This window comes from Parachlamydia sp. AcF125 (genome assembly GCF_018342475.1).
GTDB lineage: Bacteria > Chlamydiota > Chlamydiia > Chlamydiales > Parachlamydiaceae > Parachlamydia.
This window is the reverse complement of sequence record NZ_JAEMUD010000003.1, coordinates 1-24,161: the sequence shown is the minus strand read 5'-3', so window position 1 is coordinate 24,161 and position 24,161 is coordinate 1. Positions and strand designations below refer to the sequence as shown.

Here is a 24,161-nt window from a genome sequence, read left to right as displayed (position 1 = left end):
TTATGTGGATTGAGTGAACCTGTATGCAATCGACTCTATTTGAAAAAAATCTCTCCCTTTTTTCTTTTCAGCATGCTGAAGAAACCTATCGACTTAAAACCCTTTCGCTTGAAGCGTTAGAATGGCGTCCAACATGGGCGAATGAAGCCAACCTTTATAATCGAGAGAAGAATTATTTTTACCACTCCAAACAAAATGCCAAGTGGGAAGCCAAAAAATGGTTTGAAAGTTTAAATTTAGAGGGGATTAACACCTTATTTGTGATAGGAGTGGGTTTAGGGTATTATGGCCAACCTTTATTAGATTGGCTTAAAAGAGATCCCGCCAGATTTGTCATTTTTATAGAAGACGATCTGCGCGTATTTGGAAGATTGTTTGAAACGGAAATGGGTACAACCCTCTTGGCTCATCCTCAAGTTATTTTAAAATATTTTGAAACTCCTCACGAGCAAGGGTGGGGAAAATTTCGAGAGACCTTCTCTTGGATTTTTGAGGCTTTCGCAAGCGCTTCCGTGGCAATTTCCGGCTTAGAAGAATATGCTGAAAATCGCCGCTCCTTTTGCTTAGAAGTCAGCAATCAAATTTGGTTAAATCTAGCCGAAAAAAAGGAATTTTTAAATTATTTTCGAGTGGAAACTCAGAAAGAAATATTCGCGAATTTTTATTACAATACCCCCTATATTGCCCAAGCGGGATGGGCCCATGCATTGTATGGGCAATTTAAAAATGTACCGGCCATTATTTGTGGGGCGGGTCCCTCTTTATCCAAGCATTTTACCCATTTAAAACTTCTTCAAGACAAGGCCCTCATTTTTGGAGCAGGATCTGCCCTAAATGCCCTTACCACCCATGGAGTTACAGCTCATTTTGGAGCAGGAGTGGATCCGACAGATATCCAAGAAAATCGGATGCGCACAAATCAGGCTTTTGGCGTGCCTTTCTTTTATCGCATGCGTTTTAATGCAGGCGCTTTCCAAGAGTTGCCTGGCCCAGCTTTATACGTAGCTTCAGGGAACGATTTTTACAGCACGAACTGGTTTGAGAAGCAATGGGGGATTCATTCTTCGAAGCAAATTGAAGCGGGCCTTAGCACCACGCATTTTTGCCTGAAAATTGCAGAGGCTTTAGGATGCAATCCCATTATCCTCGTGGGGATGGATTTAGCCTACACTCAGGGAAAACAATATGCCGCAGGGGTGGAAGCACACCCAAGTTCGGGCCATAAGGAACGCAATCAAATTTCCCGTTTAAAAAAAGAGCAATGGATCAAAGTTAAAGGAACGACTGAGCCAGAAGTGAATACCACGTGGAGTTGGGTTCAAGAGGCTGCTTTATATACGGAATTTCAGCTTGAAAATCCAGAGACGCAGCTGATTAATGCGACAGAAGGAGGGATGTCCATTTGGCAGCTAGTCCATGCACGCTTTGAAGAGGTCTGTTCTAAGCAGCTACAGGCTAGCTTTAATTTAGAGGGGCGCATTCAGGCTCTCGTTCAAAACAGCTTAAAACATGGATTAGAAAAAGAACAAGTTCTCTCCTCTTTGCGGCTGTGGTTAGAGGATTTAAATTGCTCCATCGTATGCTGTCAAAAAGTTTTAGAAACATTAAACGAGATGCGAGAGGGGGTACTTTTTCAAAAAAACAACTGGGATCAGCTGTGCGCGACATGGGAAGCGCATCAACTTCAGCTTGAAAAAGGGATCGTCTATAAAGAATTTTTCCATAAGATGGATGCTATTTTTAATCAGCTTAGCTTGCGCGATGAATATCTCTTAAAAAAACGGGCCGACGTGGAGAGTGAAAAAGGGAAGAAATTAAAATTTGTTCAGCTAAAAGTTAAACGTTATACTTTCCTGCTTGATCATCTCCGAAATCATCAAGAAGCCTGTCAAAAAGGAGTAGAACTCTTTTTAGCCAAGCAGGTTGCTCTTAAAAAAAGTGAATCCGACCTGTTTAATCCCCAACTGGGCCCTCTTGCAAATTATGAGATGAAAGGCGATAGTTTGCACCTGCTTGACCCTGCATTGGACCTCGATCTGCATGTGCCTTTTTCTGCAAAAGAGCAGATTGTCTTAGCTGAAACATGGAAGGAGATTTCCTATTACCAAAATGGCCTATTACAGGGGCCTTCCCGTTTATATGACTGCACGGGGGCTCTTTCCAACGAAACCTGGTATTGGCAAGGAATTAAGCAAGGAAAGGCGCACGATTATTATTCTTCCGGGCAGCTTTACCGGCAAAGAAGCTTTAGAGAGGGGCAACTGCACGGTAACCAATATGAATTTTATTCTGACGGCGTATTGAAAAGTCAATTGAGTTATCGCGAAGGACAGTTAGAGGGAGAAGCCCTATTTTTTTATCCAAATGGAAAATTGCGAAGAAAATGTGGATTTAAAAAAGGAAAAGTTGACGGGCAGGAACAATATTGGGATCCTACGGGAAAACTGCTCATCGAATCGAGCTATCGGCAGGGAATTCCGATAGGCATTTCCCAAAGGTGGTATGGCAATGGGCAACTAGCGCGCATGGTTGTGTATGGGGAGAAGAGGCACCCCCTAGAGATAAAAGAATGGGATAGCAAGGGGACCTTAAAATCATGAACCTGGTAGGAGAGGCTGTAGTGGATTTTGCCCAAGAGTGTGCCTCGACATATTTTCAAACGTTACCTCCTGATATTATCCTCGAAAAAGCGGTTGATTTTGTAGAAAAAACCGATATGCAGTCTCGAGTTTTTAAAGTCAAAAATCCACAAGGGCAACTTCTTTTTGTGATAAAAATTTATCCTTCTGAGCGCTTTGACCTTACCGTGATCGAGCATTTAGCTTCCCCTCACGGATTGCTAGGACGCTTGAGATTACAGCAGAGCGTCATCCCTTTCCCTTTAGCTGTGCGCGAGTGCATTGAAGCGCGTGGCTTGTACTATTTGATTGCTTTTCCCGCCGCAGCAGGGCATTCTCTTTGGTTTTATCTAGAAAATAAAAACCTGCCTATCTTACAAAAGGCCATGCAAAAAGTGGCTTTATCCTTAGCAGAGCTACACTTGCAAGCATTAAATCCTGCGGGTGAAATTTCTCCTGCTTATGAGCTTCAAGAGCAGCATGCTTTGCGCTTTTTTCAAAAATGGATGGACCGTCCTCCTAAAGCTTTTCCTGTGAAGGGAGAGCCTGTTACGCAAAAATTTTATCAATTGCGCGCAGACATGTTAACTTCCCCCTCCCTTACGGGGTGGATCCATGGAGATGCCATGCTTCATCATTTTTTTTATGAGGCGGAAAGAAATTTTATCACGATGATCGACTTGGATCGTTGTATTTTTGCCATTTTAGCTAACAAAAGAATGGGAGGGCCTTTTGCCTATGACTATGCCTTTGCGGTTAATTCTCTGTGGCAACTCGGCATTTATGCAGGGTGGGAGCCACACACTTTGCAACAGCTGCAGAAGGAGTTTACAGAGATTTATCAAACTCGCATGGGAAGGTTCTTTCCTTCCGAGCCATCCATTCGTTACTACTCCTTTATTTATTGTTTAAAAAAAGCTTGTTTAACCTCCAAGCGTTTAGAGCTTTTTAGCCCGGAAACCCCTATTTTTAAGAAGTTAAATCACACCCTGCATTATTTAGTGAATACTTTATGAATTTGTATAAGAATATTGAAATTTGGGCCCAAACGGAACCTCGTATTGCTCGTTTACTGCCCTACCAAGAACCTCAAAATTTGGAATTTTGCGAAGCTCAAAATGGGCTACAAAATTTAAAAAAAGGGGAAGCTTACTATCATTCCACCCTTAATCCTTTAGGGGAAGCCGAGGAGTGGTTTTCAGCCACTTATCAAAAAGATGTTCAAGTGCTCTATGTCTACGGAGTGGGATTGGGTTATTATTATGAAGCAGCTAAGGAATGGCTACACACCCAACCTCGGAGACATTTAATTTTTTTAGAAGATGACCTAGAGGTTATTTACCGGCTTCTTGAAACGGATAGGGGGACAGCCCTCCTTGAGGATGCACAGGTCACTTTACATTATATGGAAGAACTCAAAGAAAAATCTGAAGTCTTAGATGCTCTTTATTGGAATTTTGCGCTTGCCAGGTTACAAGTTTCCGCCTTAGCGCTCTACCAAAAGGTGCATGCAGAGCGGTATTTAGAGCTTCAGCACAAAATCGTGTACGATGCGACCGTTAAAGATGCTTTAGTGGAAGAATATCTTTTGTATGGGGCGGGTTTTTTTAAGAATTTTTATCCGAATATGCTTAAGCTTTCTGAGTCGTATTATGGAAACCAATTTTTTGGGAAATTCAATCAAATCCCTGCCATTATTTGTGGGGCTGGTCCCTCTTTAAAACACTCCTTAAACACTTTGAAAGGCTTATCGGATCGCGCTTTGATTTTTGCGGGGGGCTCCGCCTTAAATGCCTTAGATGCTGCAGGAATTACTCCTCATTTAGGCGCAGGCATCGATCCCAATGCGGAGCAGTATGAGAGACTCAGCCGGCATCAGGGTTATGAAGTGCCCTTTTTTTACCGCAACCGGTTGTTTTACGGGGCTTTTCAACAAATCCATGGGCCTCGTTTGTACATCACGGGATCGGGAGGATACGATATTTCTGAATGGTTTGAAGAAAAGTTTGGGTTGGACACCACCTTTTTTGATGAAGGGCATAATGTGGTGAATTTTTCTACCCAAATTGCGCATGCTATGGGATGCAATCCGATTATCTTTATTGGAATGGATTTAGCCTATACCGATTTGCAAGCTTATGCAGAAGGAGTCCTGCAAGATGCCCAAGTGACCACTCAGCAGATTGTGGATACAGCAGATTTTGATCAGGCGGCCTTTTTGAAAAAAGATATTTTTGGAAAACCCATCTATACCATGTGGAAATGGGTCGCAGAATCCGATTGGATTGCAAATTTTGCCAAAGAGCATCCCGAAACAACTTTTTTTAACGCCACTGAAGGAGGGCTAGGGTTTGAAGGCATTCAAAATCAACCTTTAGCTCAAATTGCTGAGAAAAACCTGACGACCCGGTATAACCTTAAAGATCGCATTTTTGGAGAAATTCAAAATAGCCAAATGCCTCAGGTTACAGATAAAGCTGTTAGGGAAGCGATAGGGGAATTGCAAACGAGTTTAAAAAATTGCGTAGAACATCTCGATATCTTGATCCAAGATGCCGAAGAGCTTGGGAATAAAATAGAAAAAGAACAGGAAGTTCCTCGCCAAATGCAAAGTGGCCGAGCTGCTCTGGCTGAAACAGATCTAGCCGAAGAGCCTGCTTATGAATATATTCTTGCTATTTTCAATGAAGTTTATTCCCGTCTACTCAATTATGAAGTGCGCCTTTTGAAGCTTTCTAAGGCGAGCGAATGGGAGAAAAAGCAACAATTGCTTCAAATCTCTATTAAGAAGCTTTCTTTTTTAAAAGACGTGGCAAATGCCAACTTAGAGCTTATACGTATGGGTTTTGAAGAGATCGATCGAAAGGAGTAAGCGTGGAGATTTATCAATTTGACGGCAAACAGCTAATCATTCGGGATCCCGAATTAAATTTAGAGGTTCACGAAGACTTTAGCCCTGCTTTAATTCCTGAGAACCCTATGCCCGGCTGCGATGTGCAAGGTTATACTCTGCAGATGGATCTAAGTGGGGGGTTCTTTTTAGAGAGGGATCAAATAAGAAATGGGCAGGCTCTTCTTTTGTATCCGAACGGAAAAAGAAAAATGGAATGTTATTATTTAATGGGGGTGTTACATGGACCCTCTAGTGTTTTTTCGGAATCGGGTCAACTTTTAGCAAAAAGCTGGTTTTTAAAAGGAAAGCAGGAAGGCAAAAGTGTATGGTACTATCCTTCGGGGCAAGTGTATAGCATTCAACGCTACCGGGATGGTAAGTGGCATTTATTGCAGGAATATTTTTACGAATCTGGCAAGGTTAAATCCACCATCCGCTATCAACACGGGCATTTAGAGGGAGAAACGTGTCTATTTTTCCCCGACGGCTCGATCAAAAAAGTGGTAAAATTTTCCCAAGGGAAAAAGATTTGAACCAATTAATAATATTTTTATTGAAATTTAATGAACAACTCTGATTTAATTAACTCACATTAAGGTGAAATCATTGTTTGGTGTTTCTTATGCAAAAATTCTAATTAATAAGAATTTGAATTATCCCTCTTCTTATCTTTTTAAATTTAAAAATCCAGATCCTTATTTTGAAGTTATTTGAACATGGCGCCAGAACATATCACCTACACCTCCGGCAATCTTAAAGAAGTTTGGAAAACTTCTTTGCCGTTAATGTTTTCATGGCTTTCTGTCGTTTTAATGACATTTGTAGACCGGTTATATTTAGCCCGCTATTCGACTAGCGCTTTAAATAGTACGGTAACTTCTGGCACTATTGCCATGGCTTTTACTTATGGGCTTCAAACTCTTTGTGAGATGGGGGGTGTTTTAGTCGCCCAATACAACGGGGCTCAACAGTATCGCCAAATTGGCCCCGTTATCTGGCAGGTTCTTTGGATCACTTTGTTCTCCTTTGTCTTTTTTATCCCCCTTTCCTTTTGGGGGAGCGATTTTTTATTTGCAAATTCCAGCCAAGGGATTCTAGAAAAGGAATATTTTTCTAACCTTGTTTTGTTTGGACCTGCCCTCGGTTTACTTGGATCTATCTCCGGCTTTTATATTGGACGGGGATTTACTTCAGTGATTACTAAAGTGGTCATCGTGGGGAATATTTCGAATGTCTTTTTAGATCCTTTGCTTATCTTTGGATGGGGGGAAACTTTTCCAGCTATGGGGATTAAAGGGGCTGCCATAGCCACAGGAATCAGTTGGGTGATGCAAGGCTTAATTTTATTTCTGTGTTTTATCCGAGCCAACAATCAAAAAATATTCGACGCTTCGGCTTGGAGACTTGATCCTAAGCTATTAAGGGACTGCTTGAAAATTGGATTGCCCACCACCCTTTTTATTGTCCTAGAGATAGGGGGATGGGGCATTTTTTACATGATGATGCGAGATGCTGGTCCCACTCATATCCTCGTTTCAGGGATTTGTCAAAGTATTTTAATTTTGTTTGTTTTTGTAGGGTGTGGCGTGCAAAAAGGGGTTGCCGCTATAGCCGGGAATTTAATTGGCGCCCAAAAAACGGAACATTTGAATCAACTGATGTGGTCGGGCGTCTCCATTATTACAGGCTATTTTCTTTTGACTTGTATTCCCTTGATCTTCTTTCCCGACTTTATGATCAGTTGCTTTTTGCAAAATTCGGGGAGCGTAGAGGGGGCGACAATGGTGGCAGATTTAGAAAACCTTAGGCCTTTGCTTCATTTTGGCCTGGCATGTACGTGCATTTATTTATATCTGGAAGATCTTCGCATGGTTTTTTCAGGCATTCTTTTGGGAGCTGGCGATACCTTTTTTTTAATGGTTTCGGGTGTTTTGGCTGTCTGGTTGTTTTTATTGATCCCTTCTTATGTGATTATCGTCCATTCTCAAGCCTCTGTGGAAGTTTCGATAGGAATTTGGGTTTTTTATAGCTTGAGTGCGTTATTGATCCCTTTATATCGCTTCTATTTTGGCAAGTGGCGAGAGAGAAAGGTGATAGCCACGACTTAAGCTTATTCTAGGTTGAGAATGACCTTTTTTGCTCTATTTCCAGCAAAGTTCTTTTTCTTTCTATTCCCCACCGGTAGCCAGCTAATGACCCATCGCTGCGGACCACTCGATGACAGGGGGTGACAATTGCGAGAGAATTTGCAGCGCAGGCACCGGCAACTGCTCGAATGGCTTTGGGCGATCCAATCTTTTTGGCAAGCTCTGTATAACTAACCGTTTTGCCTGGTGGAATTTCTCGAATAGCTTGCCAAACAGTTTTTTGAAAGGGAGAACCCCGTTCGTCGAGCGGAAAATGAAAATAATCCGCTTCTTTTTCGATGAGTTGGGTGACCAGGGTAAGAGATGCGATTTTGTCCTTTTGTACAACAAAAGTATTTGGAAAACGGATGGTTAATTCGGTTTTCAAAAAATCGGCCTCGTCTCCTATTAATACGGCGCAAAGTCCTGTTTGACTCTCTGCAACTAAGAGAAGGCCTAAGCAGCAATTTCCAATCGCATAGAGGATTTCTTCTTTAAATGGGTGAATGGGTCTTCTCATGAGCATCCCTCCTTGTTAATTTCTCTTATGATATCTGAAGGGGCTTATTTTAAGCTGGCCATTATCGGACGCCAAAATTTTTATTTTTGCTCGTCCGAAAATGGCTAGCGGTATTTTTGAAGGCGCGGTTATAATAGAGGAATGGAACAAGAAAGCACTCAGCTATATCAGGCTTATTTGGCTAGAGATTCCCGTTTTGACGGGATGTTTTTTATAGGGGTAACTTCGACTGGTATTTATTGCCGGCCTGTCTGCACAGCAAAAACGCCAAAAGAGGAAAATTGCCGTTTTTTTAAAAACGTGGAAGCTGCCGAAAAAGCCGGTTTTCGACCCTGCCTAAAATGTCGCCCTGAGCTTGCCCCAGGCCAAGCCCCGGTGGATAGCTCCCATCGCTTAGCTAATTCGATCGTTCAGCACCTTGAGAGGGTTATGCTGGAAGAGGGGGAAAGCTTAGGATCCATTGCGGATCGATTTCACTTAAGTTCGCGACAAATTCGACGTATTATTCAAAAAGAGTTTGGCGTTTCCCCCATGGAACTAGTCTTGACACGTCGTTTATTATTAGCCAAACAATTGATTAGAGACACCTCACTTCCCATTACCGAGATAGCATTTGCAAGCGGATTTTCGAGTATCAGAAGGTTTAATGATGCTTTCAAAATTCATTATAAGCTGTCTCCTTCCCACCTGCGAAGGACGCTAAAAGAAAGCTTTACTGAAACAGGGGATACGCTTACTTTGCAGCTTAGCTATCGCCCGCCTTACGATTGGGCAGGGTTGTTGAGTTTCCTGCGCACTCGGGCGATGAAAGGAGTTGAGTGGGTGGCAGGGGAGCGATATTTGCGGACTGTGCAACTTGGAAGGCAGAGAGGATGGTTTCAAGCTTACCAAGCGCCGCAAAAACATGCTTTGATGGTAGAAATTTCTTATTCCCTTCTCCCCGTTTTACCCACTCTACTGTGGAGCCTTCGAAATTTATTTGATCTAAATGCTTGTCCAGACGTGATATCAGCCCACCTCAGGCAAAACGAATGGTTAAAAGAAGCTGTCTCCCATAATCCGGGTTTACGTGTTCCAGGTGCATGGAATGGGTTTGAATTAGCCGTACGGGCAGTGCTCGGCCAACAGATTACAGTAAAAGCTGCCACCACTTTGGCAGGACGCTTAGTGGAAACTTTTGGTGAAAAGATTAAAACGCCTTATTCTGAATTGCAATATCTCCCGCCTACCCCGCAAAGGCTCGCCCTAGCTACGGTAGATGAGCTTGCAGCACTCGGCATTATTCGCTCGAGAGCTCTAACCATGATTCGTTTAGCGGAAGAAGTGATGGCAGGCCGTTTACAACTGGATGCTTCTGCCCACCCAGAAAAGGCAATTCAAAAGCTTACTGCGCTTCCGGGGATAGGAAAATGGACCGCCCATTACATCGCCATGCGCGCTTTGCGCTGGCCCGATGCCTTTCCAAAAGAGGACCTTGCTTTGCGTAAAAGCTTAGGAAAGATCACCCCCAATCAGGCAGAAGTTCTTTCACAAGCTTGGAGACCGTGGCGCAGTTACGCTGTCTTGCATTTATGGCAAACAGCTATCTAGAAAAATATTTGGAAGCTTTGGAATCCATCTCTTTCGAAACTCACTGGCTTAGCTCCAAGTTATAAATTTCAGCTATGAATTGAAACGAAGCCCAAATCTTTTGCGCCTGTTTCTATAGCGATCAGCTAGAATTTTAAAACGCTTAAGCAAGCCTCTTACATTCTCGTGAATGGCCCGCTAAATAAGCTGTTTGTTCATTTTCTTATTTTCTGTGTTAAAGGTTTTTTCTTGCCCTTCTTCTTAGGGTTTTTCGCCTTAGCATGAAGCTTTTGCAACCCTAAATACCCTGAATCTGTTAAAGCTTCGCTATCATTATGAATCGAAATTTTTGTTCTTTAAACAATCTAAAGCCATATCTCTAATGAGGCCTTTTCTATAAGGCTTAAAGTGGCTAAAAGCCAATAAAAGGGCCTCTTTTTGCCTAAGCGTTATTTTTTTTGCTTGGAAATGTTCTCATGCCCTATTTTTCATGGAGGCGCTATGCTTACTTTTAAGGCTCTTTTATCTTTTTTAACCATCATTTTGCAGAGGGTTCTCATCTAGACAAATCCTACATTCTTGAAGTCGTTTGATTTCCACGGGAAGAGCCCTCAGCTGGTTTGTCCTTAGGTCAAGTAGTCCTAACTGAGCAAGCTGCCCAATTGTGGCGGGAAGAGCCGTTAGCTGGTTTCTATCTAAGATAAGCATTGACAGCTTTGAAAGCTGTCCAATGGTATCAGGAAGAGCGGTTAATTGGTTTTCTCCTAAGTAAAGCACTGACAGCTTTAAAAGCTGCCCAATGGTATCAGGAAGAGCCGTTAGCTGGTTTTTATCTAAGTTAAGATGCTGCAGCTGAGAAAGCTGCCCAATGGTATCGGGAAGAACCGTCAGCTCGTTTTGGCTTAAATAAAGTGCTTTTAGCTCTGAAAGCTGTCCAATTGTGTCTGGAAGAGCCGTTAGCTGGTTTTTATCTAAGTTAAGATACTGCAGCTGAGAAAGCTGCCCAATGGTATCGGGAAGAACCGTCAGCTCGTTTTGGCTTAAATAAAGCACTTTTAGCCCTGAAAGCTGTCCAATTGTGTCAGAAAGGGCCGTTAGCTGGTTTGTCCCTAGGTCAAGTAGTTGTAGGCGAGTAAGCTGACCAATTGTGGTAGGAAGAACTGTTAGCTGGTTTCGCTTTAAGTCAAGCATTTTCAAATTGGAGAGCTGCCCAATTTCTGGCGCTAAAAAAGTTAAGCCTAAATTGGATAAATTTAGTTCCGAGATATACTTTCCATGCTCTTTTATCCACTCTTTAAGAAGTTCTCCTTTTTGCTTTAAAAGCAAAGTTTTCATCTTAGCTTGGTTTAAGCAGTCTTCTCCTCCAGGCAACTTTTGCCAAAGTAAGAGGCGGTTAATATTCAGGAGATAGGAGGCATAAGTAGGCAAAGTAAAAGGCTCTTTTTTTTGATTGTTATCCTTAAATTCTAAAGGAGAAAGAGATTGAGCCTTTTTAAAGAGGTTTTCAAAAATGAGGGGCACTTTAGCTTCATTAGCAAGACTGGGATCAATCTCATAAATGCTATCTAAAATGGAGGCTTTTTCTGCCAGGTTTTCCCTTTCTTCAGGAAAGTGAAAATGGAGAATTTCCTCATAAAGGATGGCCATCGCAATCTGCTGGAGTTTTTGCACGGTAAATAGCCGAACCTTTTTGCCTTCTCCTAGCAAGTTTTTGGTCCACTTATAGCCTTCTTGCTCTTTGACTGTTAGCTTTTCGCTTTCTTGGTTAACCAATGCTTGGAGCTGGCTTTCTAGTAAGTGTTTCAACGAGGTGTGCTCTTGAATAGAGGGTTCTTCTAAAAGGTTAAATAAAAGCTCGATATAGTCTTCTTTGGCAGAAGAAGATATTTTTTCCTTACCTTTTTTGGAGAGAGAAAGAGGGGGAGAAAGGGGCTGGGAAGAAGGCTTTGAGGAGCATTTAAGGCAAAACTCCAAATAAGCCTGCGCTTTTTCATAAAAGGGGCTTAATTTCAAAGCGTGTAGCAAAACTTCTATGGCAGCTTCATTTTCATTTTTTTCGCAAAGATCCTTTCCCCGTAAGAAATACTTTTGAGCTTCTTCACTAGGCTTTTGTTTAACTTCTTCTAAAGGATGCGATTTAGCTGCTTCCGCTAACTGCCTAACCGTATAGTTACGGACATATCTTTCAATAGGCTCCCTATCCAAGGGGCAGAGCTTATTGCGCGCTAAGCATTGGATCACTGTGTCCTTATTAAAGGTATGGCCACAAGGCACCAAAGTCACCGCTTTGGTCATTAGTTCTCCTGAAACGGCATCTTCGATGCCCTCTGAAACAGTGGTGCGAAAGTCTACTTGCGTATTAGAAGTGATTGGCGGCAACATATGAGCTCCTCCCATTTGGTGGTAAAATCATTTAAGCGAATTTATAGGCGTGGCGTGCCTTTTTTAGATTCGCCTTAGCTTTTTACTTAAAAGGATTTATTCTTTTTTTCTTTTTTAGGCAATTTTTAACTTGGTTGCTGGAAATGAAGCAAGGGATTGGTCCTGAGAATCGAAGCTTTGGTGGTTAGGGGAGATATAAGGCGTTTTTTATAAAATTAAATTTTGCGGGGTACAAAAGGTTAATAATCCGATGGACCCCTCCTCCCTTATTTACTCATCTTTAGAATGAGGTATTTTCTATAAAGGTTAAATTTATTTTTTAGCCTCAAACAATCTAAAGCCATGTCTCTAATGAGGCCTTTTCTATAAGGCTTAAAGTGGCTAAAAGCCAATAAAAGGGCCCCTTTTTGTCTAAGCGTTATTTTTTTGCTTGGAAATGTTCTCATGCTCTATTTTTCATGGAGGCGCTATGCTTACTTTTAAGGCTCTTTTATCTTTTTTAACCATCATTTTGCAGAGGGTTCCCATCTAGACAAATCCTACATTCTTGAAGTCGTTTGATTTCCAGGGGAAGAGCCCTCAGCTGGTTAGCCTCTAGGTCAAGTAGTCGTAACTGAGCAAGCTGCCCAATTGTGGCGGGAAGAGCCGTTAGCTGGTTTGCCCATAAGGTAAGTATTGAAAGCTTTGAAAGCTGCCCAATTGTGTCAGGAAGGGCTTTCAGCTGGTTTCCTCCTAGTTCGAGTAGTTGTAGCTGAGTAAGCTGCCCAATTGTGTCAGGAAGAGCCGTTAGCTGGTTTTCCCCTAAGCTAAGCTTCTGCAGCTTTGAAAGCTGTCCAATGGTATCGGGAAGAGCCGTTAGTTGGTTTTCCCCTAAGTGAAGTGCAGAAAGCTTTGAAAGCTGTCCAATGGTATCGGGAAGAGCCGTCAGCTGGTTTTCCCCTAAGTCAAGTGTAGAAAGCTCTGAAAGCTGTCCAATTGTGTCAGGAAGAGAAGCCAGCTCGTTTTGGCTTAAATAAAGCCCTTTTAGCTTTGAAAGCTGTCCAATGGTATCGGGAAGAGAAGCCAGCTGGTTTTCCTCTAAGTTAAGCCGCTGCAGCTTTGAAAGCTGTCCAATGGTATCGAGAAGAGCCGTCAGCTTGTTTTGGTTCAAATAAAGCTCTTCTAGCTTTATAAGCTGTCCAATTGTGTCAGGAAGAGATGTCAGCTGGTTTCCCCATAAGTTAAGCTGCTGCAGCTTTGAAAGCTGTCCAATGGTATCGGGAAGAGACGTCAGCTTGTTTTGGCTTAAATAAAGCTCTTCTAGCTTTGGAAGCTGTCCAATTGTGTCAGGAAGAGACGTCAGCTGGTTTCCCCCTAAGTTAAGTACTGTTAGCTGAATAAGCTGCCCAATTGTGGTAGGAAGAACTGTTAGGTGATTTTGCGTTAAGTCAAGCGCTTTCAAATTGGAAAGCTGCCCAATTTCTGGTGCTAAAAAAGTTAAGCTTGAATTAAATAAATCTAGCTTCGAGACATTCTTCCCATGCTCTTTTATCCACTCTTTAAAAAGCTCTCCTTTTTGCTTTAAAGGCAAAGCTTTCATCTCAGCTTGGTTTAAGCAGTCTTTTCCTCCAGGCAACTTTTGCCAAAGTAAGAGGCGGTTAATATTCAGGAGATAGGAGGCATAAGTAGGCAAAGTAAAAGGCTCTTTTTTTTGATTGTTATCCTCAAATTCTAAAGGAGAAAGAAATTGAGCCTTTTTAAAGAGGTTTTCAAAAATGAGGGGCACTTTAGCTTCATTAGCAAGACTGGGATCAATCTCATAAATGCTATCTAAAATGGAGGCTTTTTCTGCCAGGTTTTCCCTTTCCTCAGGAAAGTGAAAATGGAGGATTTCCTCATAAAGGATGGCCATCGCAACCTGCTGGAGTTTTTGCACGGTAAATAGTCGAACCTTTTTGCCTTCTCCTAGCAAGTTTTTGGTCCACTTATAGCCTTCTTGCTCTTTGACTGTTAGCTTTTCGCTTTCTTGGCTAACCAATACTTGGAGCTGGCTTTCTAGCAAGTGTTTCAAAGAGGGGTGCTCTTGAACAGAGGATTCTTCTAAAAGGTTAAATAAAAGCTCGATATAGTCTTCTTTGGCAGAAGAAGAAGATATTTTTTCTTTACCTTTTTTGGAGAGAGAAAGAGGCTGGGAAGAAGGCTTTGAGGAGCGTTTAAGGCAAAACTCCAAATAAGCCTGCGCTTTTTCATAAAAGGGGCTTAGTTTCAAAGCGTGTAGCAAAGCTTCTATGGCAGCTTCATTGTCGTTTTTTTCGCAAAGCTCCTTTCCCCGTAAGAAATACTCTTGAGCTTCTTCACTAGGCTTTTGTTTAATTTCTTCTAAAGGATGCGATTTAGCGGCTTCTGCTAGCTGCCTAACCGTATAGTTACGGACATATCTTTCAATAGGCTCCCTATCCAAGGGACAGAGCTTATTGCGCGCTAAGCATTGGATCACCGTGTCCTTATTAAAAGTATGGCCACAAGGCACCAAAGTCACCGCTTTGGTCATTAATTCTCCTGAAACGGCATCTTCGATACCTTCTGAAACAGTGGTGCGAAAGTCTACTTGCGTACTAGAAGCGGTTGGCGGCAACATATGAGCTCCTTCCATTTGGTGGTAAAATCATTTAAGCGAATTTATAGGCGTGGCTTGTCTTTTTTAGGTTCGCCTTAGCTTTTTATTTAAAAGGATTTATTCTTTTTTTCTTTTTTAGGCAATTTTTATTTTGATTGCTGGAAATAAAGCAAGGGATTGGTCCTGAGAATCGAAGCTTTGATGGTTAGAGGAGATATAAGGCGTTTTTTATAAAATTAAATTTTGCGGGGTACAAAAGGTTAATAATCCTCTGGACCCCTCCTCCCTTATTTGCTCATCTTTAAATGAGGCCTTTTCTATAAGGCTTAAAGTGGCTAAAAGCCAATAAAAGGGCCTCTTTTTGCCTAAGCGTTATTTTTTTTGCTTGAAAATATTCTCATTCTCTATTTTTCATGAAGGCGCTATGCTTGCTTTTGCGCCTATTTGCAAAGGGTTCCCACTTAACCGTATTTTACACCCTTGAAGTTGTTTGATTTCCACAGGAAGAGCCTTCAGCTTGTTTTCCCATAAGATAAGTAGTCTTAACTGAGCAAGTTGACCAATTGTGGCTGGAAGAGCCGTTAGCTGGTTTTCCCCTAAGTGAAGCAACGACAGCTTTGAAAGCTGTCCAAGGGTATCAGGAAGAGCCGTTAGCTGGTTTTGCGCTAAGTTAAGCGTTGACAGCTCTGAAAGCTGTCCAATGGTATCGGGAAGAGCCGTTAGCTGGTTTTCCGCTAAGTTAAGCATTGACAGCTTTGAAAGCTGTCCAACGGTATCGGGAAGAGCCACTAGCTGGTTTGCCCATAAGTTAAGTATTGAAAGCTTTGAAAGTTGCCCAATTGTGTCAGGAAGAGCTTTCAGCTGGTTTCCTCCTAGGTCAAGTAGTTGTAGCTGAGTAAGCTGCCCAATTGTGGCAGGAAGAGTCTTTAGCAGGTTGTCCTCTAAGTCAAGCTTTTGGAGCTGAGTAAGTTGCCCAATGCTAGCAGGAAAGGCTGTCAACTGGTTTTGGCCTAAATAAAGCCATACTAGCTTTGAAAGCCGTTCAATAGTGTTAGGAAGAACCGTCAGCTGATTTCGTTCTACCCTAAGCTCTTTCAAATGAGAAAGACGCTCAATTGTGTCAGGAAGAGACGCCAGCTGGTTTCCCCCTAGGTCAAGTAGTTGTAGACGAGTAAGCTGCCCAATTGTGGCAGGAAGAACTGTTAGCTGATTTCGTCTTAAGTCAAGCACTTTCAAATTGGAAAGTTGCCCAATTTCTGGTGCTAAAAAAGTTAAGCCTAAATTATATAAATTTAGTGCCAAGATATTCTTCCCATGCTCTTTTATCCACTCTTTAAGAAGCTCTCCTTTTTGCTTTAAAGGCAAAGCTTTCATCTTAGCTTGGTTTAAGCAGTCCTCTCCTCCAGGCAACTTTTGCCAAAGTAAGAGGCGGTTAATATTGCGGAGATAGGAGGCATAAGTAGCCAAATTAAAAGGCTCTTTTTGCTGATTGTTATCCTCAAATTCTAAAGGAGAAAGGGATTGGGCCTTTTTAAAGAGGTTTTTAAAGATGAGGGGCACTTTAGCTTCATTAGCAAGACTGGAATCAATCTCATAAATGCTATCTAAAATGGAGGCTTTTTCTGCCAGGTTTTCCCTTTCTTCAGGGAAGTGAAAATGAAGGATTCCCTCATAAAGGATGGCCATCTCCTCTAAAATAGAGCCTTGTATTTGTTTAGCAGGGGCGCTAGCTAAAGGAGGCACGGAAAGAAACGAAGGGCTTTGTTGAATTTGCTGCAGCTTTTGCACGGCAAATTGCCTCACTTTTTTGCTTTCCCCTAGCAAGTTTTTTGTCCACTTATAGCTTTCTTGCTCTTTGACTGTTAGCTCTTCGCTTTCTTGGCTAACCAATACTTGGAGCTGGCTTTCTAGTAAGTGTTTCAAAGAGGGGTGCTCTTGAATAGAGGGTTCTTCTAAAAGGTTAAATAAAAGCTCGATATAGTCTTCTTTGGCAGAAGAAGAAGATATTTTTTCTTTACCTTTTTTGGAGAGAGAAAGAGGCTGGGAAGAAGGCTTTGAGGAGCATTTAAGGCAAAACTCCAAATAAGCCTGTGCTTTTTCATAAAAGGGGCTTAATTTTAAAGCGTGTAGCAAAGCTTCTATGGCAGCTTCATTTTCATTTTTTTCGCAAAGCTCCTTTCCTCGTAAGAAATACTCTTGAGCTTCTTCACTAGGCTTTTGTTTAACTTCTTCTAAAGGATGCGATTTAGCGGCTTCCGCTAACTGCCTAACTGTATAGTTACGGACATATCTTTCAATAGGCTTCCTATCCAAGGGGCAGAGTTTATCGCGCGCTAAGCATTGGACCACTGTATCTTTATCAAAGGTATGGCCACAAGGAACCAAAGTCACCGCTTTGGTCATTAGTTCTCCTGAAACGGCATCTTCGAGACCTTCTGAAACAGTGGTGCGAAAGTCTACTTGTGTATTAGAAGTGGTTGGCGGCAACATATGAGCTCCTCCCATTTGGTGGCAAAATCATTTAAGCGAATTTATAGGCGTGGCGTGTCTTTTTTAGACTCGCCTTAGCTTTTTACTTAAAAGGATTTATTCTTTTTTTCTTTTTTAGGCAATTTTTATTTTGATTGCTGGAAATAAAGCAAGGGATTGGTCCTGAGAATCGAAGCTTTGGTGGTTAGGGGAGATATAAGGCGTTTTTTATAAAATTAAATTTTGCGGGGTACAAAAGGTTAATAATCCTCTGGACCCCTCCTCTCTTATTTGTTCATCTTTAAAATGAGGTATTTTCTATAAAGGTTAAATTTATTTTTTTAGCCTCCATTTTGCAAAGGGTTTCCATTTAACGTTATTTTGCACTTGTGAAGCCGTTTGATTTCTACAGAAAGAGTTTTTAGCCGATTATGGTCTAAGTTAAGCTGCTGCAGCTGAGAAAGCTGTCCAATACTGGCAGGAAGAACTGTTAGCTGATTATGGCTTAAGACAAGCCATATCAGCCGAGAAAGTTGCCCAATGCTGGTAGGAAGAGTCGTCAGCTGATTATAGCTTAATTCAAGGTCATGCAGCTGAGAAAATATCCCAATTTCAGGAGGTAAAAAAGTCAAGCCCGCATTATTTAAATCTAACATCACAATATTTTCCCCCTGTTCCTTTATCCACTCTTTAAAAAGCTCTCCTTTTTGCTTAAAAGGCAAAGCTTTAATCTCTGCTTGGTTTAGGTACTCTTCTCCTCCAGGCATCCTCTGGCAAAGTAAGAAGCGGTTAATATTGAGGAGATAAGAGGCATAAGTAGCCAGAGTAAAAGGCTCTTTTTGCTGATTGTTATCCTCAAATTCTAAAGGAGAAAGGGATTGAGCTTTTTTAAAGAGGTTTTTAAAAATGAGGGGCACTTTAGCTTCATTAGCAAGGTTAGAATCAATCTCATAAATGCTATCTAAAATGAAGGCTTTTTCTGCCAGGTTTTCCCTTTCTTCAGGAAAGTGAAAATGAAGGATTTTGCCATAAAGGATGGCCATTGCCTCTAAAGTAGAGTCTTGTATTTGCTTAGCAGGGGCGCTAGCTAGAGGAGGCATGGAAAGAAACGAAGGGTTTTGCTGAATTTGCTGCAGTTTTTGCACGGCAAATAGCCGCACTTTTTTGCTTTCCCCGAGCAAGTTTTTTGTCCACTTATAGTTTTCTTGCTCTTTGACTGTTAGCCCTTCGTTTTCTTGGTTCACGAGCCCTTCGAGATGGCTTTCTAGCATTTGTTTTAAAGACTCTTGCTCTTGAACAGAGGGTTCTTCTAAAAGGTTAAATAAAAGCTCGATATAGTCTTCTTTGGCAGAAAAAGATGCTTTTTCCTTGCCTTTTTCGCAAAGCTCCTTTCCTCGAGAGAAATGCTCTTGAGCTTCTTCACTAGGCTTTTGTTTAACTTCTTCTAAAGGATGCGTTTTAACAGCTTCCGCTAACTGTCTAACCGTATAGTTACGGACATATCTTTCAATAGGCTCCCTATCCAAGGGGCAGAGCTTATTGCGCGCTAAGCATTGAATCACCGTGTTCTTATTAAAGGTGTGGCCGCAAGGAACCAAAGTCACCGCTTTGGTCATTAGTTCTCCTGAAACGGCATCTTCGATGCTTTCTGAAACAGTGTTGTGAAAGTCTAATTGCGTACTAGAAGTGGTTGGCGGCAACATATGAGCTCCTCCCATTGGTGATAAATCATTTAAGCGAATTTATAGGCTTGGTGTACCTTTTTTAAACGTGCCTTAGTTTTTTATTTAAAAAGATCGATTCTTTTTTCTTTTTTAGACAATTTTTAACTTGGTTGCTGGAAATAAAGCAAGAGCTTGGCTAGGAAAATTGAGGCTCTGTTAGATAGAGAGGACATAGAGAATTTTAAAAGCCATCAGTTTAAGGAAAGCCTTAAACAATCTAAAGTCATGTCCTTTGCCATTACAAAAAGCTGTGCAAATAAACTTTTGGGGTTTTTTATCCGCTACAATTTGAGTTTTTTAGAGTATGTCTTTTTTCTTTTTCGCAACTAATAGCGCTTTTGTTTTTTAGGACGCTCAATTTGGGCTTTCAGTCGCATCAATTAAAATAACCTCCTAATCGGTAGCACTTTTTGAGAGCTCTTTTTCCTTGGAAGGGCAAATTCGTTATGATTAATCAAAGTATCTTTGACCATTTTACGGCTTTATAAGCCGAGTTTTCACTAATCTCCTAGCTTTGACTTATTTGAAAATATGCCAAATGCTCCTTATCTACGCTAAAGCCATAAGCAGCATATTCTCCAATCCCAGTTTGTTTTGACGGCCATCTTTGGATTTTTCTTCTTTATCTGCTCCTTGCAATATTGATAACATTCTATTGAATATCAAATGCTTGGCTCCCGCTAAGCAACGAAATTTATTATCATCCAAATCGGCTCTCTTTCCAAACTTCATGGCACCCCTTTAAATTTATAGGCACCCACCTACTAAAAATTTCGTCTAATTTCTTTCAAAAGAGTCTCGATAAACCTTATTCAAAAACTTTTCTTGTCAAAAATATAGAAAAAAACTATCACGCAATTAATCCCTGAAAGAGGCGAATGAGGGATGCTGGTAAAAATATATCCTAACGATCAAATTCGCTCTGAAAATCTACGCGAGAAAACCAAAGCACGGGTGAGTAGGCGTAGATACGAAAAGTAAAATGTCCTATCCCTCTCATTAGAATTTAAACAACAGAATAAGTGGTGTTTTTCGTGGCTTTTAAGTATCGATTATCCCTTTTTCTTTATTTTGTAGGATTGGTTTTCCAAATACAAAGCTTGGAACTGAAATCCCCTCAATTTGAATGTCGCTATCACACGGGGAAATTTATTAGTATTGATAGGGATTATTTAGATCTTCATCTTTTTTTTCCTCTGGCAAACGAAGATATAAGCCTTTTTCTTGATACTAATGGTTATCGCTATGATAAGGGGAAATGGGGCGCTAGTGTGGGTGGTGGGATCAGAAAAAGCTTGGCAGAAGGTCGCATAATTGGCTTAAACGCTTACTATGATTATCTAAGAGGGCGCTTAAAACGAAATTTTCATCAAATCGGGGTAGGATTTGAATGGCTTACCGATTGTTATGATATAAGAATCAATGGTTACTTGCCTATCTTAGCAAAAGTACATCCCGGCCCCTGTTGTTATTTTGATAACCTGGGCAGTGGATTTCAAGCGACCAGATGCAGCTCGGAATATTCTTATGGGGGTTTAGAGGCAGAAATCGGAAAATCTTTGTTCACTTGTAGAGATTTTGATTTATATGCAGCTGTAGGCCCTTATTACTTCTCCCGTAAACATTTTAAACATTTCTCTGGCGTCCACGCCCGCCTCGCAATCGATTGGAAATCTTTGGTATCTATAGGCATTCGCGCAAGCCACGACAAATTTTACGTCACCCAAATTCAAGGGTTTTTTGCGATTTCGATTCCTTTTATTGGCCGCTTTTCCTCCGATCTTTGCCAAGACCCTTCTTTTTCAGTGCAGCCTGTGCGGCGCAATGGAGTAATATTGACCGATCGTTGCTGCAATTGGACCTGGAATTGGTAGGGGAGTAATATGAATCGGAGCAAATTTAAGCGCAAAGCTTCTCGAGATATTGACTTATTTCTTGATGGCTTTTCTTTCCTTGAGCAACTTGCACAATAAATTCTAAAAATTCGTCGGTATCGTATCTTGGTTTTTTGCCATTATGCCTAAGAAAGACAAGTGCAGAGATATTATCAAAAGTTGTGGATCTTAAGATAAGAAGAGCGTAACCTCAATGAAATTTTGAATAGCAATCAAAAATTTCAAAACAAAGAGGAAACGCTCATGAAAGAGGATCTCATTTTTGAGAATAAAAATCCACCGCATCCATTTAAAGATAATTTGGAGCAAATCTTGAGAGAAGGCGCAAAAAAGCTTTTAATGCAAGCAGTTGAAAATGAAGTAGCTGAATATATCGAGAGTTTGAAATCTATTAAGGATGAAGCAAATAGAAGAGTAGTTACTCGCAATGGATATCTGCCCGAAAGAACCATTCAAACAGGCATGGGAGAAATTTCAATTAAACAACCAAGGGTGAGAGACAAAAGAGAAGGCAAGAAATTTACAAGTCAGATTCTACCGCCGTACTTGAGAAGAACAGCCAGCTTAGATGCTCTAATTCCAGCTTTATATCTCAAAGGGGTTTCTACAGATGAATTTGGAGAGGCACTAGAAGCAATTTTAGGAGAGAATGCTAAAGGCTTATCAGCTACAAATATTGTGAGACTAAAAGAAAGTTGGGAAAAAGATTTTAAAAAATGGCATGAGAGAGATTTGAGTTGCAAAAAGTATGTCTATTTTTGGGTGGATGGCATTTATTTTAATGTGAGATTAAATGATGAAAGACCCTGCCTTCTGGTGATTATAGGAGCATTAGAAAATGGCAAGAAGGAGCTTGTCGCCATTCACGATGGGATAAGAGAAAGCAAGCTGTCTTGGAAAGAAGTCTTGCAGGATTTAAAGCGGCGTGGATTACAGTACGGCCCGCATCTAGCTGTGGGCGATGGCGCTTTAGGATTTTGGGTGGCCATGGAGGAGGAATTTCCAAAAACTCGTGGACAAAGATGCTGGGTGCATAAAACAGCAAATATTTTAGATAAAATGCCAAAAGGTGCCCAAATCAATGCCAAGAAGATGATCCACGAGATTTATATGGCCCCTACTAAGGAGGAAGGATTTAGAGCCTTTGAGGCCTTTGTGCATCTTTATGAAGCTAAATATCCAAAAGCTTGCGCATGTCTGCTGAAAGATAAAGAAGCTTTAATGGCTTTTTATGATTTCCCAGCGATGCACTGGGGGCATATTCGCACGACTAATCCTATAGAATCAACTTTTGCCACAATCAGACATCGCACACGACAAACTAAAGGATGCGGATCTAGGATTTGTACGCTTACCATGGTATACAAGCTAGCTACAACCGCTGAAAAACATTGGAGAAGACTTAGAGGACATGAATTAATAGAAAAGGTTATCCATGGAACCAAGTTTAAGGATGGCGAAGAAGTCAAAGAAAAAGAACAGGTAGCCTAGAAATTTCAAGAAATTGGGGAACGCTCATCCACAAGATTTGATAATATCTCTTGTTGCTTTTGAAACATGGCGCAAAAGGTTAAGCCTTTTAATTCAGGCTTTTCAATAGCAGCATTTTAATTGAAAAGCAACTCCACAATCTCTCAGAATAACGCTTTTTGCCAAGCTAGTAGGCATTAAGCTAGTAGGCATTATAAGAGAGGGCTAAACCGCATAGGCAGCCGTTGTGCTATTTAGGAGCGCTTGGAGGCTTCTATAAAGAGAATTTGATCTAGGTCAATATAAAATCAGAAGCTATACAGGTTGGTGTCAATATATGACGCCGTATATGACGCCGTGCCTATTAGCTTTAATCTTCCTGGCTTCTGCCAAGCCTTTAATCAAACAAGAAACTAGACATCTATTAGTTTATATACAAAAGACTACCAAGCAGGCGCTTTGGAGCGGTCTGTTTGGCGCTGCAAATATCAAGCGAACGCGTATTATTATCAAGATACAGCATGATAAGGGAACAACAAAGACTTTTGTGAGCTTTTTTAAGGGCACTTTATCAAAGTTTTAAAACTTAGCTAAAAAACTTGCATAAAACTAAAAATTTAATTAGGTTTTAGCTTCTGATGAGTAAGAGAGCGGGAATGAATGAAGACCCTCGTTTCAGATTTTTAAAGCATATTTTTTCATTAAACGTAGTATTTAGCCAAAGAGTTGATTATGTCTATTCCACACGATTTTCCAGCGATCCAACGGTTTGAAAAGTTAGGAGATACCGATTGGGAAACCCTTAAAAGAACCTATGTCATGACCTTGCGTCCGGAAGAAGGAGCTCAGCTGCTGGCTACCCAGCAGATGCAAGAGCATATAGAGGATCGCGATATCGTAGATTATGCCAGCTACCGCGAAGCGATTTTAAGAATTTTTCCTGCCGCTTATTTTAACTTAACCGCCGAGCCCACGGGTGTTCTAGCAAAAACGTCGCAGGGAGGGTATACCTTTAAGGCCACTTGGTATCATTTTATAGTCACGCAAAAAACCACTCACTTGCCTACAGGCTTAGCAAATCCTGCCAAGTGTATCGTTGCGATCAAAGCTCCAGGAAGTCGCAAATTAACCTCAGATATTGACACTTCTATCCATACTACCTTTAAAGGCGAAAGCTCTTTTTTTGAGCGTGCGGCCCCCAGAGTTAAAGCAAAAGGGCCTGACTTTGAAGGAAGGGTCAGCAATGCGGTGATTGAGGGTTTTTATACCATTTCCGAAGAACTATTTAAAATGACTTCTGCTGCGCAGCGAGATTCAAATGCCTATCTAGACACTCTAGTAAATGATCAAGAAAACTATCCCAAATTTCTGCACGACGAAGAAAATAACCCCTCCATTCAAGGAAAAAGGCTTTTTTCAGCAGAAGAATTTACCGCCCTATTTAAAGAGTTTAAATACAAAAAACACGTGCAAGAAATGGCGGCGAGTTTATTTTCTTTGCGCTGCAGTTTGGAAATAGAAGAGTGGCAGGAGTTTAAAGCGCTAGTTAAGAAAAAGCTAAGCAAAATACTTACCTCCGAATTGCCTGAAGAAGGCTTAGAAAACCATCTTTCACACTGCCAAGGGGATTGCGAAGCCATTTTTCAAGAGGTAGAAAAAATACATAACACCCATTTAGCAAAGCTGAAAGCTAAAATTGAAGAGCTACGCCTATCAGATGTAGTCCCAGTAGGCAAGCAAGACATTCCGATTGCGGCCCTTAACAGACTTTATGTGGAGTATTTGGAAGAATGCACGACCTGCCATGGGCAAATCCTCCATTTAAAAAGCCAGAAACAGACTTTAATCCATAGCCTAGACAAAGAAACACAAGCATTAAACAAGGAGCTAACGGTCTTA

The 24,161-nt window shown here is 41.2% G+C and carries 15 protein-coding genes and 1 pseudogene; 9 read left to right on the top strand and 7 right to left on the bottom strand.

Annotated elements, in window-relative coordinates:
* Positions 1-23 precede the first annotated feature (23 nt).
* From PARA125_RS06355 to PARA125_RS06335, 5 genes are all read left to right on the top strand, one after another.
* Complete coding sequence (locus tag PARA125_RS06355; RefSeq protein ID WP_213157931.1) at positions 24-2,600, top strand: 6-hydroxymethylpterin diphosphokinase MptE-like protein; 2,577 nt, start codon at positions 24-26, stop codon at positions 2,598-2,600.
* The gene (locus PARA125_RS06350) at positions 2,597-3,634 is read left to right on the top strand and encodes an aminoglycoside phosphotransferase family protein (RefSeq protein ID WP_213157929.1); all 1,038 of its coding nucleotides are present in this window, start codon (positions 2,597-2,599) and stop codon (positions 3,632-3,634) included. Before PARA125_RS06355 ends, PARA125_RS06350 begins: the two co-directional genes overlap by 4 nt.
* Entirely contained in the window at positions 3,631-5,490 is a 1,860-nt protein-coding gene (locus PARA125_RS06345; protein ID WP_213157927.1) for a motility associated factor glycosyltransferase family protein, read from the top strand. Before PARA125_RS06350 ends, PARA125_RS06345 begins: the two co-directional genes overlap by 4 nt.
* Positions 5,491-5,492: 2 nt before the next feature.
* Positions 5,493-6,044, top strand: a complete 552-nt coding sequence (locus PARA125_RS06340) for a toxin-antitoxin system YwqK family antitoxin (protein WP_249274239.1) — start codon at positions 5,493-5,495, stop codon at positions 6,042-6,044.
* A gap of 183 nt (positions 6,045-6,227) precedes the next feature.
* Positions 6,228-7,619, top strand: a complete 1,392-nt coding sequence (locus PARA125_RS06335; protein WP_213157925.1) for an MATE family efflux transporter — start codon at positions 6,228-6,230, stop codon at positions 7,617-7,619.
* A 7-nt stretch (positions 7,620-7,626) separates the two neighbouring features.
* Here the strand turns inward: PARA125_RS06335 and PARA125_RS06330 are convergent, their stop codons facing one another.
* Positions 7,627-8,157, bottom strand: a complete 531-nt coding sequence (locus PARA125_RS06330; protein WP_213157923.1) for a methylated-DNA--[protein]-cysteine S-methyltransferase — start codon at positions 8,155-8,157, stop codon at positions 7,627-7,629.
* A gap of 141 nt (positions 8,158-8,298) precedes the next feature.
* Here PARA125_RS06330 and PARA125_RS06325 point away from each other — a divergent pair, with 141 nt between their 5' ends.
* Positions 8,299-9,747, top strand: coding sequence for an AlkA N-terminal domain-containing protein (locus tag PARA125_RS06325; RefSeq protein ID WP_213157921.1), 1,449 nt, complete (start codon positions 8,299-8,301; stop codon positions 9,745-9,747).
* 40 nt (positions 9,748-9,787) lie between these two features.
* Here PARA125_RS06325 and PARA125_RS09815 read toward each other — a convergent pair.
* From PARA125_RS09815 to PARA125_RS06300, 6 genes and pseudogenes are all read right to left on the bottom strand, one after another.
* A pseudogene (locus PARA125_RS09815) lies at positions 9,788-10,105 on the bottom strand (transposase family protein); the annotation flags it as partial.
* A gap of 152 nt (positions 10,106-10,257) precedes the next feature.
* Positions 10,258-12,108, bottom strand: coding sequence for a leucine-rich repeat domain-containing protein (locus PARA125_RS06320; RefSeq protein WP_213157920.1), 1,851 nt, complete (start codon positions 12,106-12,108; stop codon positions 10,258-10,260).
* Between the two features lie 499 nt (positions 12,109-12,607).
* Positions 12,608-14,725 (bottom strand): leucine-rich repeat domain-containing protein, encoded by a 2,118-nt coding sequence (locus tag PARA125_RS06315; protein WP_213157918.1) that lies wholly within the window; start codon positions 14,723-14,725, stop codon positions 12,608-12,610.
* Between the two features lie 390 nt (positions 14,726-15,115).
* Entirely contained in the window at positions 15,116-17,194 is a 2,079-nt protein-coding gene (locus tag PARA125_RS06310; RefSeq protein WP_213157916.1) for a leucine-rich repeat domain-containing protein, read from the bottom strand.
* A 320-nt stretch (positions 17,195-17,514) separates the two neighbouring features.
* A complete protein-coding gene (locus PARA125_RS06305) occupies positions 17,515-18,876 on the bottom strand; it encodes a leucine-rich repeat domain-containing protein (RefSeq protein ID WP_213157915.1) in 1,362 nt (453 codons plus the stop codon).
* 570 nt (positions 18,877-19,446) lie between these two features.
* Positions 19,447-19,629, bottom strand: a complete 183-nt coding sequence (locus PARA125_RS06300; protein ID WP_213157914.1) for a hypothetical protein — start codon at positions 19,627-19,629, stop codon at positions 19,447-19,449.
* A 302-nt stretch (positions 19,630-19,931) separates the two neighbouring features.
* On the opposite strand from PARA125_RS06300, the gene PARA125_RS06295 reads away from it, so the two are divergent.
* From PARA125_RS06295 to PARA125_RS06285, 3 genes are all read left to right on the top strand, one after another.
* Positions 19,932-20,771: an inverse autotransporter beta domain-containing protein gene (locus tag PARA125_RS06295; protein ID WP_349305692.1), complete on the top strand. Its 840-nt coding sequence runs from the start codon at positions 19,932-19,934 to the stop codon at positions 20,769-20,771.
* 264 nt (positions 20,772-21,035) lie between these two features.
* Positions 21,036-22,283, top strand: coding sequence for an IS256 family transposase (locus tag PARA125_RS06290; RefSeq protein WP_213157913.1), 1,248 nt, complete (start codon positions 21,036-21,038; stop codon positions 22,281-22,283).
* Between the two features lie 711 nt (positions 22,284-22,994).
* Positions 22,995-24,161: hypothetical protein (locus PARA125_RS06285; RefSeq protein ID WP_213157911.1), on the top strand; the 1,167-nt coding region annotated here is incomplete at its 3' end.